The organism is Azospirillum sp. A23 (assembly GCF_042938965.1).
In the GTDB taxonomy this organism is placed as follows: domain Bacteria; phylum Pseudomonadota; class Alphaproteobacteria; order Azospirillales; family Azospirillaceae; genus Azospirillum; species Azospirillum melinis.
Map to the genome: position 1 here is coordinate 244007 of NZ_CP170666.1, position 13169 is coordinate 257175.

A 13169-nucleotide genomic window follows, 5' to 3' on the forward strand; every position below is an offset into this window, starting at 1 on the left:
TGCTGCGGGCGTCGCCATTGACGTTGTTGGCGGCCCTGAGCGCGCTGCTGTCGCTGTGGATCGGCCTATGCGCCGGCTGGGCGTCGCCGGCGCAGGCCGCCGACCGCCGGGTGATCCCGCTGTCGAACCTGCGCGACGGCCAGCCGGAGGTCACGCTGCATGGCGAGACGGAGACGGTGGTGCTGCGCGCCGTCCTGCCGCCGGTGATCGGGCTGACCAGCGCCATGCTGACGCTGACCTACGAGAACGGCATCGACATCCTGCCCGAAAAGGGGTCGATGTCGGTCTTCATCAACGGCTCGCCGGTGGCCGACCTGCCGCTCGCCGCCTTCCGCGGGCCGGTCAACGCCTCCATCACCCTGCCCGGCAGCCTGATCCGCCCCGGCGAGAACCAGATCGTCTTCCAGACCAGCGCCCAGCACCGCGCCATCTGCACGGTCCGCGGCACCTACGATTTGTGGGCGCGGGTCAACCTTGTCGCCTCGTCGCTGACGCTGATGTCCGACGGCGGCGTGCCGGAGCCGGACCTCGCCATGGTGCGCCAGCTTCTGGCCTCCGCTGACCGCGCGCGGGAGCCGCTGGCCATCGTCCAGCCCGGCAGCGAGATCGACGCCGATCATCTCGGCTGGGGCTCCATGGTGGCGCAGTCCTACGGCCTGCTGCTGGGCGACCAGACCCCGCGGGTGGTGGCGGTGCCGGTGAAACCCGCCGGCAATGCCCAAGGCAATGCCCAGGGCAACCCTCCCGGCACTCCCGCCCCGACGCTGGAAAACCTGCCGCTGCCGGGCGGCAAGAACATCCTGATCGGCACCCGCGACCGCCTCGCTCCCCTGCTGGGCGAGGCGCGGGCGGCTGCCATCGGCGGACCGTTCCTCGGCGTTTATCCGTATGCCGTCAACAAGGGCGGTCCGGAGGGAAGCGGCGCAGGCGGCGGTGGCTTCGTCGCCGTCGCCTCGGGACGGACCCAGCAGGAGGTCGATCAGGCGGTGATGCGGCTGGCCGACGTGACCCGGCCGCTGCCGACCCAGACCGCGATGATCGTCACCGACGCGGCGGTCCCGGCCGCACCACCGGCCCCGCCAGTGCAGGTGGAGGGGCGCTACCGCCTGTCGGACCTCGGTTTCCAGACGGTGCAGCACAGCGGCTACCGCTACACCGGCCATTTCGGCCTGACCCTGCCGGCCGGCTTCGCCCCGGTCAGCGACCGCTCCATCCTGTTCCACGTCAACGCCGCGTTCGAAGGCAACCTTGGTCCCGGCGCGGTGCTGAACGTCCGGGTCAACGGCAAGTCGGCCGGCGCCATGGAGATCGACAAGCGCTCCAGCGGCATCATCGAGAATGGCGAGATGCCGCTGCCGATGGCGCTGTTCCGTCCCGGCCCCAACCTGATCGAGCTGGAGGCGGAGCTGCCGCCGGCCGGCGGCACCGACTGCGTCTTCGCGGTGCGGCGCCCGACCTTCACCCTGCTGGACAGCTCCAGCATCGAGATCCCCGGCTTCGCCCGTCTGGTCACGCTGCCGAATCTGGGCGGCTTCGCCAACACCGCCTTTCCCTATGGAGGCACCGCCGGGGGAGAGCAGGCGCCGCCCTTCGATCTGGTCGTCGTCGGGCGCGACCCCGCCTGGTTCGGCGCCGCCTGGAGCCTGACCGCCAAGCTGGCGCAGCGGGCCGGCGACCTGATGGCGGTGGTGCCCTACACCGGCTGGGACGGGCTGCCGAACGACAACGCGCTGATCGTCGGTCCGGTCGCGGCGCTGCCGCAGGCCGTCTTCACCTCGGCCCCGCTGCCGGCCGACCGGCTGGCCGGTCTCCTGGAGGCGGGCGCCCTGATCGCCCAGGCCAAGGCCCGTGGCGAGCCGATGGCGGCGGCCGACCGCCGGGCCCTGGCCGACCGGCTGCGTCTCGGCTGGTCCGGCACTGCCGCCCGTCCGGGGCCGGCGCGGCCGGGGGGGGTGCCGCAGGGGATGGGGCAGCAGATGGGCATCGCGGGCTCGGCGCTGGCCACCGACGGCGGCGCGGCCAACCGTTGGCAGCGGATGGCGGGCGACGCCAAGGACCCGGCCGCCGCCGGGCGCGGCTGGGTGCCCGACTGGGCGCGGCGGGTGATGGCGGCGGCGGCGCGCTACATCAACAGCTGGACGGTGGAGGAGGCGCCGGTCGACGTGGTCGCGCTGACCGAGAATGCCGAAACCCTGCCGGAAGCGGCGCTGCTGCAATACCGGGCACCGGGTGCCGAGCCGCTGACCTGGACGCTGCTGACCGCGGCAGATCCGCGCGCCGTCGACCGCGCCATGCGCAGCCTGGGCGAAGCCGGCCTGTGGGACAAGCTGCGCGGCGGCGGGGCGCTGTGGAGCAGTGCCGCGCCGGCCATCACCACGCTGGAGGTGTCGCGTCCCTACCAGATCATTCTCAATCCCTTTGACATCGGCAACCTGATCCTGATTCTGGCCCGCAACCTGTCGCAGCGGATCGAGCTTCTGTTCGCCCTGCTGCTGGGGACGGCGGTGGTGCTGACGGTCAGCATGCGCCTTCTGCTGAAGAGCGGGCATCGGGAACGGAGCGGGTCATGACGTCCCCTGTCGGAACATCGCGGCGCGGCATGCTGATCGGGACGGCCGCCCTCGGGCTGGCTGCGGCGGTGCCGGGGACTTCGCGCGCCGCCCCCTATGACGGGGCGGCGTGGCGCCGCTATGCCGAGCGTTTCCTGCTGCCGGAAGGCCGTATCGTCGACACCGGCAACAAGGGCATCAGCCATTCCGAAGGGCAGGGCTACGGCATGCTGCTGGCGGTGGCGGGGGGCGACCGCGCCGCCTTCGACCGGCTGTGGGGCTGGACCCAGCGCGTGCTGATGGTGCGCGGCGACGGGCTGGCGGCGTGGCGCTGGACGCCCGACGGCGGGGTCGCCGACCGCAACAACGCATCCGACGGCGACATGCTGATCGCCTGGGCGCTGCTGCGCGCCGCCGAGACATGGCAGGCGGAGGCCTACCGCACCGCCGCCGCCGCCATCGTCAAGGCGCTGGCCGCCGGGGTTCTGGTGGAGCAGGCCGGGCTGACCGTGCTGCTGCCGGGCCGCGACGGCTTCCGCAAGGGCGAGACGCTGGTCCTCAACCCCAGCTACTGGATCTTTCCGGCCATCCGCGCCTTCGCCGCCTTGGCCGGCGGCGAGCGCTGGAGCAAGCTGTCGGACGCCGGGCTGGTCCTGCTGTCGAAGGCCCGCTTCGGCGGCTTCCAGCTGCCGCCGGACTGGATGACCCTGGACGCCGCCGGAACGGTGGGCATCGCCGACGGCTTCAAGAAACAGTATGGCTACGACGCCGTGCGGGTGCCGCTCTATCTGGCGATGGACGGCTATCGCGATCCCTATTACTTCCGCCCCTTCGCGACGCTGGCGACCAAGTATGGCGCCTCGGCGGTTCCCGCCACCGTGTCGCTGCCGGGCGGCACCACCACCCAGGTGGCGGCGTCGGTCGGCATGCTGGCGGTCTACCGGCTGGCCTGCAAGCTTGCCGGGGCCGGGGCCGGCGACGCCGTGACGGTGCCGCCGCTGGCGCCCGACGAGGATTACTACTCCACCACCTTGGCCCATCTTTCCGCGCTGGCGGCGCAAAGCCTGGGGATCGATCCGTGACCCGTCCTCTCCTCCTTTCCGCCCTTCTCCTCGCCGGCATCGTCGTGGCTGGTGGGTCAGATGCCTGGGCGCAGTCGAACGGCGGCGCGCGGGCGCTGGCTCCCGGCGTGAAGGTGGAGGTGGCGCCGGCTCCCGGCAGCGGCTCTGCACCCGCCGCCGGCAAGGTGGACGAGACGGCGCTGCGCTATTACGCCCGCATCGGCGACGGCGAGCGGATGGAGGCGGAGATCGCCCGCCTGCGCGCTCTCGACCCAGGCTGGGAACCGCCCAAGGATCTGTTCGCGCCGCAGCCGACGACCGCCGGCGTCGACGAGACGCCGTTCTGGACTTTGATGTCCGCCGGCAAGGTGGCGGAGGCGCGGGCCGCCATCGCCGAACAGCGGCGCAAGTCGCCGTCCTGGCAGCCGTCGGACAAGCTTTTGCAGGAACTTGAACTGGCCGAGAGCGCCGGGCGCATCCGCTCCGCCAGCGACACCAAGCGCTGGCAGGAGGTGGTCGATGCCGCCGCCGCCCAGCCGGAGGCGGTGGCCTGCAACCGGCTCGACAATGCCTGGCGTCTGGCGGAGGCCTATGCCGAGCTGAAGCAGACCGACCGCGCCTTCGACACCTACAAGACCATTGTCTCCACCTGCCCCAAGGCGAAGGAGCGGCGCGACACCATCTTCAAGGCGTCGCGCCATCTCAGCCCGGAACGGCTGCGCGAGCTGTCGGCGCTCGGCGCCACCGCCAACCCCGCGACGGGGGAGGATTACTCCGCCGTCCGCAGCGCCGAGGCGGAGCTGGAGACCGGCCGCCTGCTGGAGCGTCTCGGGAACGCGAAGCCCGGCGCCTTGTCGGCGGGCGACCTGTCGCGCGTCCAGGGCATCGTCCGCGACAAGCAGGACGCCGACGGCGCCATCGCGCTCGGCTGGTATTTCCAGAAGCAGAAGAATTTCGCCGAGGCGCAGAGCTGGTTCACCCAGGCCAATGAGTGGACGCCGTCGGACAAGGCGGCGGAAGGGCTGGTTCTGGCCTACAACGGGTTGGGCGACAAGGCGCAGGCCCGTGCCGCCGCTGCCCCCTGGAAGGGCAAGTCGAGCCGCATCGATCAGGCGCTGAAGGCGGTGGATCCGCCGCGCGGCCCCTCCGGCCCCGGCGGCGGACGCAGCGCGCCGCAGGGCCCGAGCGAGCTCGACCGCGCGCTGGCCCGCCACGACTTCGCCGCGTGCATCAGCATCATCCGCGGCACCATCGCCAGAAGCGGCCCGACCGCCTCCCTGTTGCAGCAGCGCGGCTGGTGCCTGCTGGAGCTGAAGCGCCCGTCGGAGGCCGAGGCCGCCTTCGCCGAGGCGCAGACCCTGGCCGCCCGCGAACCTGCCCCAACACCTGCCAAGGGCGGGGCTTCGGCGGCCGGAAAGGCGGGCAGCCGCAGCCCCGCCGCATCGGGCCTGCCGCAGACGGCGACGCCGGCCCAGGAGAACGCCTATGGGCAGGCCATCGCGCGTCTGGCGACCGGCGACGTGACCGGCCTGACCCGCGACCTGCCGCGCGCCAATTTGACCGCGACGCAACGGGCGGAAATCCGCGCCTCGCTGATGGCGACGGAGGCCGGCCGGGCGCTGGAGGACAAGCGCTACAACGACGTGCTGCGCCTGCTCGATGCCCGCAAGGAGCTGGAGCCGGAGCCGCGCAACCTCGGCATCGTGCGCGGCTGGGCGCTGTACAACCTGATGCGCTTCGATGAAGCCTACGTCCAGTTCAAGTCCATCGACGACCGGCTCAGCACCGAGGAATCGCGCGAAGGCCTCTCCACTGCCTGGAAGACGATCTACCATGACTGGTAAGGAAGCCCCGATGGCCGTGATGCGGATGGCCCTGACTCCCATGCCCCGGATCGCGAGGCGCGCTGCGCTGTGGGCGGCGCTGGCGGCGGCCACGCTGCTGACCTCCGGCTGCGCCGGCTGGGTTCGCGACAACCTGACCCAGTCGGCCACCCCCTGGCGCCGCATCCAGCCGGCGGCGCTGCCGGTGACCCTGCCGGACAGCCGCGATTTCCCCATCGTCGCCGCCCGCATGCGCGACACCGGCACGGTCTACAAGACCTACAACGTGGCGCTGGGCAACCCGACCTCCTTGGCCGGGGAGAACCGCCTGACCGTCGACGTGCAGACCCTGCCGGACAGCCTGTTCGGCGCCCTGGTCCAGCCGCCGCGCGTCTTCCCGGTGCCGCTCTACACCATGGAAACGCTGACGGTGACGACCCGGCGCGAGTTTCCCGACATGAAGGTGAAGGTCGCCGACGGCGCCCGCCGCAACCGCTACGGCGATTACGACTACGCCACCGCCCAGGATGCGGTGAACAGCTGCGTGCTCGCCTGGCAGCTGATCACCGACCACAAGCGGATGCTGCCGGAACGGATCGAGGCGGTTCGGCTGGAGTACAGGGTCTGCGGTGTCGGCTCCGACATCCGCGCCCTGCTGGCTCCCTTCGACGGCCTGACCCTGACCCTGCCGGAGACGATCCTGGAAGCGCAGGATCTGGGGGGACTCTAGGAGCGCGCCCGCGATGACCACCGTATCCGAAGCCTTGCGTATCGCCGTTGGCCTGCACCAGGACAACCGGCTGGCCGAGGCGGCGGACATCTACCGGAAGATCCTCCAGGCCGCACCCGAGGTGGCCGATGCGTGGCACCTGCTGGGCGTGCTGCGCCACCAGACGGGCGAGCATGCCGAAGCGGTGCGGCTGATCGGCGAGGCGATCGGCCGGGATCCCCTGTGCGCCGCCTATCGCGACAATCTGGGATCGGCGCTGCGGGCGGCGACGCAGGCGGACCGGGCGGCCGGTCAGCATCGGGCGGCGATGGCGCTCGATCCCGCCTGGGTCAAGCCGTTCGGCAACCTCGCCGGCGCCCTGACCGACCTCGGCGACGGGGCCGCGGCGGCGGACGCGCTGGGCCGGGCCCTGCGGCTGGCGCCGGACAATGAGGGCTACCTGCTGCGGCTCGGCGACTGTCTCTATGCCCAGGATCGGACCGCGGAGGCCGAGGCGCAGTACCGGCGGCTGGACGCGCTCCAGCCCGGCCGGCCCGATTGCCTGTACCGTCTGGGGCTGTGCCGGCTGGCGGTGAGCCGGGTGATGGGCGTCGCGCTCGCCGCTGCCGGCCGGCTGGTCGACCGGGGTGCCCTGGCCGAGGCCATCGCCGCTTTCGGCCGTGCCGCCGACGGCGGCCATGGCGATGCCGGCAGGAACCTGTTCGGGACGGCGGTCGTCGCGGTCCAGACCGGCGTGATGGACGACGCAACGCTGGAGCGGGTCGCCGCCGCCGCCCGCCGCCGGCTGATGAGGGAGCCGCGCGACAGCGTCGCCCTGTCGGTGGTCTGCTACGCCCTCTACCGGCGGCAGCGGCTCGCCCTTGCGGAGCGCTATTTCCGCAAGTTCGCCCGCCATTGGACGGCGGCGGAGATCGCCGCCGATTTCGAGATGCTGCTGTGGTCGATGGTGCGCAGCGGGCCGGCCTTCTTCGAAGCGCTGGCCGCCGGGTCGCCGGACTGCTTCGCCCGCGCCGCCCGCCGCATGCCGGTGGCCGCGAAGTCCGACGGCCGGCCGATCCTGCTGGTCGGCTGCGACGGCGGCTATTGGCGCCGCTTCGGCGCCGGCTTCCTTGAGACATGGCAAGGCAAGGCCGCGTCCTGCGCCTTGCATGTCCATGTCGTCAACCCGCCGGCCGACATCGAGGCGGAGCTGATGCGGCTGGCGCGGGCGAAGCAGTGCGGCGGCCTGCCGCTGTCGGTCTCCTTCGAAGCCGTCGATCTCGGCGCCCTGCCGGAGTCGGTGCGGCTGACCTATTACGCCTCCGCCCGCTTCGCGGTGACGCAGCAGCTTCTGCGGGCAGGGGCCGGGCCGGTGATCCAGATCGACGTCGATGCGCTGCTGCTCGCCGATCCCGGCCTCGCCATGGCGGCGTCGCCGTCCTGGGACGTGGCGGTGATGCAGGACCGGCGCGGCCGCGGGCCGACCCGCGATTTCCTCGCCGGCTTCCTCGCCTTCAACCGCACACCGGCGGCCCAGCGTTACCTCGACCTTGTCGTCGCCTATATCGGCCGGCATTTCGACGAGGGCCGGGCCTTCTGGGGGCTGGATCAGGCGGCCCCCTACTGCACCTACGACCATCTGGTCCGCAGCGGCGGAGCGCCGGCCCTGATCCGCTTCGACTTCGAAGCCTTCCCCTTTCTGCATTTCCTCGAAAAGTGAGGCGGCCTCACGCCGCCTGCGCCGTCCGCTCCCGCAACCGCTGCTCCAGTGCCTGCCAGCGCGGCTCGACCGCCTCCATCGCGCGCTGCTTGACCGGGCCGAAGCCGCGGATCTCCTGCGGCAAGGCCGCCAGTTCCACCGCGGTGGCGAGGCGGTCGGACGACAGCCGCTCGGCGATCTCCGCCACCGTGGCCTCATAGCGGGCGACCAGGGCGCGTTCCATCTTCCGTTCCGCAGTGTAGCCGAACGGGTCGAGCGCCGTGCCGCGCAGCCGTTTGCAAGCCGCCAGCCCGCGGAACACCGGCAGGATCCAGGCGCCCAGCGCCATCTTGCGCGGCTCGCCATAGCCGTTGGTGTCGCGCGACAGCAAGGGCGGGGCGAGGTGGAAGACCGGCTTCCAGTCGCCGTCGAAACGGTCCTTCAGGCTTTTGGCAAAGGCCGGATCGCTGTGCAGGCGGGCGACCTCATACTCGTCCTTGTAGGCCATCAGCGTGAAGGCGCTGCGCGCCACCGCTTCGGCCAGCGCGGTCGATCCGGGGGCGACGCGGGTCTCCGACTGCCGCGCCCGCTCCACCAGCGCGCGGTAACGGTCGGCATAGGCGCGGTCCTGATAGTCGGCCAGGAACGCCGCCCGCCGCTCGACGATGGCGGCCAGATCGGTGGCCGGCGCTTCCTCCTCCGCACCCAGTGTCGCCAGCAGCTCCGGCCGGTGTGCGGCGAGGCGGCCGAAGGCGAAGGCGCGCAGGTTGGCGGGAACGCCGGTGCCGTTCAGTTCGATGGCGCGGGTCAGCGCCTCCAGCCCGACCGGCAGCAGCCCCTTCTGGAAGGCGACGCCCATCAGGAAGACGTTGGCGAGGATGCTGTCGCCGAACAGCGCGGTGACCACCCGGTTGGCGTCCACCACCTCCACCCGGTCGGGTCCGGCGGCGCGGCGCAGGGACCGCAGCAGCGATCCGGCATCGGGGAGCTTGGCGCGATCGCGGGTGAAGGCGCCGGTGGGGGCGACATGGGCGTTCGCCACCACCCGCGTGCGGCCGAGCCGCACCGTCTTCAGCGCGTCGGGAGAGGCCGCGACCACCGTGTCGCAGGCCAGCACCAGCTGCGCCTGCTTCGGATCGATCCGCGCCTGATTGAGCCGCTCCGCGTCGCCCGCCACCCGCAGGTAGCTGTAGACCGCACCGCCCTTCTGCGCGAATCCCATGAAGTCGAGCACCGAGGACGCCTTGCCCTCCAGATGCGCCGCCATCGCCAGCACGGCACCGATGGTGACGACGCCGGTGCCGCCGACGCCGACGATGAGGATCTCGGCGGGATCGGCGGTCGTGGAGCAGTGCGGCAGAGGCAGCGCCGCCAGATCGTCGGCGAAGCGGGCGGCGACGCTGTCGGGGTCCGGCTTGCGCAAGGTTCCGCCGACAACCGAGACGAAGCTGGGGCAGAAGCCGTCGGCGCAGGAATAGTCCTTGTTGCAGCTGGACTGGTCGATCTGGCGCTTCACGCCGAATTCGGTCTGCTTGGGCTGCACCGACAGGCAGTTCGACTTCTTCCCGCAATCGCCGCAGCCTTCGCAGACCAGATCGTTGATCACCATCCGGCGTGCCGGGTCGGCCATGGTGCCGCGCTTGCGCCGGCGGCGCTTCTCGGCGGCACAGGTCTGCTCATAGACGATGGCGGTGACGCCGGGAATCTCGCGCATCTCGCGCTGGACGGCATCGAGATCCTCGCGGTGATGCACGGTGGTGAAGGGGGCGAGGCCGGACCGGCTGTCGTATTTCTCCGGCGCGTCGCTGACCACGGCGATGCGGGTGATGCCCTCCGCCGCCAGCTGGCGGGTGATGGCGTCGACGGAGATCGGGCCGTCCACCGGCTGGCCGCCGGTCATGGCGACAGCGTCGTTGAACAGGATCTTGTAGGTGATGTTGATCCTGGCGGCCACCGCCTGCCGGATCGCCAGCAGGCCGGAATGGAAATAGGTGCCCTCGCCCAGATTCTGGAAGATGTGCGGGCGCTTGCTGAAGGGCGCCTGTCCGATCCAGCTGACGCCCTCGCCGCCCATCTGGCTCAGCCCCACCGTGTCGCGGTCCATCCACGACGCCATGAAATGGCAGCCGATGCCGGCCATCGCCTTGCTGCCCTCCGGCACCTTGGTCGAGCTGTTGTGCGGGCAGCCGGAGCAGAAATAGGGCGTGCGGGGCAGGGCAGGGGCGGCCAACGCTTCGCCGGGCAGCAGCTCCGCCAGCCTGCCGGAGAAATCACGGTCCGGGAAACGGTGGCGGATGCGCTCCACCAGCGCCTTGGCGACGATCCAGGGGCGCAGTTCGCCGGTGGCGGGCAGGAGATGCGCGCCGAATTCGTCGGTCTTGCCGACGACGGCGCGCGGGCGCTCGCCGGCCGGCAGGTGGAACAGCAGGTCCTTCAGCTGTCCCTCGACGACGGGGGCCTTCTCCTCGACCACCAGGATTTCCTCCGCCCCGCGCGCGGCGGTCAGGGCGAAGTCGGGCTCCAGCGGCCAGGACAGGCCGATCTTGTGGACCGACAGCCCGATCTCCGCCGCCTCCGCCGGGCCGATACCCAGCAGGCGCAACGCCTCCATCAGGTCGAGATGCGCCTTGCCGGTGGTGACGATGCGCAGCCACCCACCGGTCCCCAGCACGCTGCGGTCGATCCGGTTGACGCGGGCGAAGGCCTTCACCGCCGCGACCTTGGCGGCCAGACGCTCCTCGATGGCGAGGCTGGGCAGGTCGGGCCAGCGGTAATGCAGGCCCCCCGGCGACGGATCGAACGCCACCGGCAGGAAGCCGCGCTCCAGCGACGGCAGCCGGACGGTGGCGGAGCTTTCCACCGATTCCGAGATCGCCTTGAACCCGACCCACGCCCCGGAAAAGCGCGACAGGGCGTAACCGTAAAGGCCGAAGTCGAGATACTCGCGCACGCCCGACGGGTTCAGCACCGGCATCGACCATGCGATCATCGCAAGGTCGCTCTGGTGCGGCATGCTGGAGGACACACAGCCATGGTCGTCGCCGGCCACCGCCAGAACCCCGCCGCGCGGCGAACTGCCATAGGCGTTGGCATGCTTCAGCACGTCGCCGGAGCGGTCCACCCCCGGCCCCTTGCCGTACCACATCCCGAACACGCCATCGACGGTGGCCTCGCCGGAGGATTCGACCTGCTGGGTGCCCATGACGGCGGTGGCGCCCAGATCCTCGTTCACGCCGGGGACGAAGGTGATGGCGTGGGTATCGAGATGCCGGCTGGCCTGCCACAGCGCCTGATCCAGCCCGCCCAGCGGCGAGCCGCGATAGCCGCTGACGAAGCCGGCGGTGTTCAGCCCCGCCCGCCGGTCGCTCTCCGCCTGGAGCAGCAGCAGCCGGACCAGCGCCTGGGTGCCGGACAGATAGACTTGGCCTTCGGCCCGGCCATAGCGGTCGTCCAGGCGATAGCCGTCATCGAACGCCACCTGCTCAGGCCGCAGACCTTTCGGCATGCCGTCCATCTCTCGTCCCCTCGGATTTCTTTTCTGGGAACAAGTCTGCGCCTTTCGCAGGCAAATGATTTTGCGGGTTGGCCGGGGATCGGGGGTGTTCGGAAAATCCTGTTGCGGATTGTTGGATGAGTCAGCGAAATTTTTGCGCGGCACCGCCGCGTCCGGACGGGGTTACCCCCGCAGGGCGGCGCGGCGGTCGGCCCGCATCAGGGCGGCGCCGCGTTCGGCGATCATCACCGTCGGCGTGTTGGTGTTGCCGGAGGTCAGCGTCGGCATGACTGAGGCGTCGATCACCCGGAGGCCGCGCACGCCGCGCACCCGCATCTCCGCATCGGTGACGGCGGTGACGTCGTCCGTGCCGCCCATCCGGCAGGTGCCGACCGGGTGGAAGATGGTGGTGCCGATGTCGCCGGCGGCCTGCGCCAACTCCTCCTCGGTCTGGAAGCTGGGGCCGGGCTTGTATTCCTGCGGGTGGTAGGGGGCCAACGCCGGCTGCGAGACGATGCGCCGGGTCAGCGCCAGCGCCTTGGCCGCCTTCGCCCGGTCGGCCGGATCGGACAGGTAGCAAGGGGCGATGGCCGGGTTGGCGCGGTGATCGGCGCTGGTGATGCGGGTCCAGCCGCGCGACGCCGGGCGCAGGTCGCAGACGCTGGCGGTGAAGGCGGGGAAGCCGTGCAGCGGATCGCCGAACTTCTCCAGCGACAGCGGCTGCACATGGTATTCCAGGTCGGCGCTTCCGACCTTCGGCGAGGATTTGGCGAAGACGCCGAGCTGGCTGGGCGCCATGGTCAGCGGCCCCTTGCGGAACAGCGCATATTCCAGCCCCATCATCGCCTTGCCGAACAGGTTGCCCGCCCGCTTGTTCAGCGTCACGATGCCGTCGACCTTGTAGATCATGCGCAGCTGCAGATGGTCCTGCAGATTGGCGCCGACATCCGGCGCGTCCAGCACCACGGGAATCCCGAGCGACTTCAGATGCGCCGCCGGGCCGATGCCGGAGCGCTGGAGGATCGCCGGGCTGCCGATGGACCCGGCGGCCAGCACCGTCTCGATCTTCGAAGTCGCCCGCGCCGGCTGCCCATTCACGGTGAAGCGGATGCCGGTGGCGCGGCCGTCGGCGATCTCCACCCGGTCGATGGCCGCATCGATGGCGAGCTTCAGGTTCGGGCGGTCGAGGGCAGGGCGCAGGAAGGCCTTGGCGGCGCTCCAGCGGATGCCGCCCTTCTGGTTCACCTCGAAACTGCCGACGCCCAGATTGTCGCCGCGGTTGAAATCGTCGTTGCGGGGAATGCCGACCTGTTGCGCCGCCTCGGCGAAGCGGTCGAGCAGGTCCCAGCGCAGCCGCTGCCGCTCCACCCGCCATTCGCCGCCACTGCCATGCATCTCGTCGGCGCCGCGCCAGTAATCCTCGCTGCCCTTGAAGACCGGCAGAACCTCGTTCCAGCTCCAGCGGCTGTCGCCGGTGAGGGCGGCCCATTCGTCGTAATCGCGTGCCTGCCCCCGCATGGCGATCATGCCGTTGATCGACGAGCAGCCGCCCAGCACCTTGCCACGGGCGTAATGGATGCTGCGGCCGTTCAGCCCCGGCTCGGCCTCCGTCTTGAAACACCAGTCGGTGCGCGGGTTGCCGATGCAGAACAGGTAGCCGGCGGGGATGTGCAGCCAGATCCAGCTGTCCTTGCCGCCGGCCTCCAGCAGCAGGACCGAGACGTCGGGATCGGCCGACAGCCGGTTGGCCAGCACGCAGCCGGCCGTGCCGCCCCCGGCGATGATGTAGTCGAAGCTGCCGAAGTCGAGCACGCCCGCCATCCCGTCCGCCATTC

Annotated in this window: 7 protein-coding genes; 5 read left to right on the forward strand and 2 right to left on the reverse strand. The window is 71.1% G+C overall.

The window, feature by feature from the left end:
• Positions 1 to 17 precede the first annotated feature (17 nt).
• The 5 genes from ABNQ40_RS10130 to ABNQ40_RS10150 are packed head-to-tail and all read left to right on the forward strand — an operon-like array spanning position 18 to position 7862.
• Positions 18 to 2570 (forward strand): cellulose biosynthesis cyclic di-GMP-binding regulatory protein BcsB, encoded by a 2553-nt coding sequence (locus ABNQ40_RS10130; RefSeq protein WP_247879751.1) that lies wholly within the window; start codon positions 18 to 20, stop codon positions 2568 to 2570.
• Entirely contained in the window at positions 2567 to 3631 is a 1065-nt protein-coding gene (locus tag ABNQ40_RS10135) for a glycosyl hydrolase family 8 (protein ID WP_109049573.1), read from the forward strand. The genes ABNQ40_RS10130 and ABNQ40_RS10135 overlap by 4 nt, the downstream gene beginning before the upstream one ends.
• The gene (locus tag ABNQ40_RS10140; RefSeq protein WP_109049574.1) at positions 3628 to 5454 is read left to right on the forward strand and encodes a hypothetical protein; all 1827 of its coding nucleotides are present in this window, start codon (positions 3628 to 3630) and stop codon (positions 5452 to 5454) included. The genes ABNQ40_RS10135 and ABNQ40_RS10140 overlap by 4 nt, the downstream gene beginning before the upstream one ends.
• Positions 5444 to 6163, forward strand: a complete 720-nt coding sequence (bcsN, locus tag ABNQ40_RS10145) for a cellulose biosynthesis protein BcsN (RefSeq protein WP_109049575.1) — start codon at positions 5444 to 5446, stop codon at positions 6161 to 6163. Before ABNQ40_RS10140 ends, bcsN begins: the two co-directional genes overlap by 11 nt.
• Positions 6164 to 6176: 13 nt before the next feature.
• Positions 6177 to 7862 carry a tetratricopeptide repeat protein gene (locus tag ABNQ40_RS10150; RefSeq protein WP_109049576.1) on the forward strand — a complete coding sequence of 562 codons (1686 nt, stop codon included), beginning with the start codon at positions 6177 to 6179 and terminating at the stop codon, positions 7860 to 7862.
• Between the two features lie 7 nt (positions 7863 to 7869).
• Here the strand turns inward: ABNQ40_RS10150 and ABNQ40_RS10155 are convergent, their stop codons facing one another.
• Both ABNQ40_RS10155 and ABNQ40_RS10160 read right to left on the reverse strand, forming a co-directional pair.
• Entirely contained in the window at positions 7870 to 11346 is a 3477-nt protein-coding gene (locus tag ABNQ40_RS10155) for an indolepyruvate ferredoxin oxidoreductase family protein (RefSeq protein ID WP_247879752.1), read from the reverse strand.
• Positions 11347 to 11517: 171 nt separating this feature from the next.
• Positions 11518 to 13155: a GMC family oxidoreductase gene (locus tag ABNQ40_RS10160; RefSeq protein ID WP_109490899.1), complete on the reverse strand. Its 1638-nt coding sequence runs from the start codon at positions 13153 to 13155 to the stop codon at positions 11518 to 11520.
• Positions 13156 to 13169 lie beyond the last annotated feature (14 nt).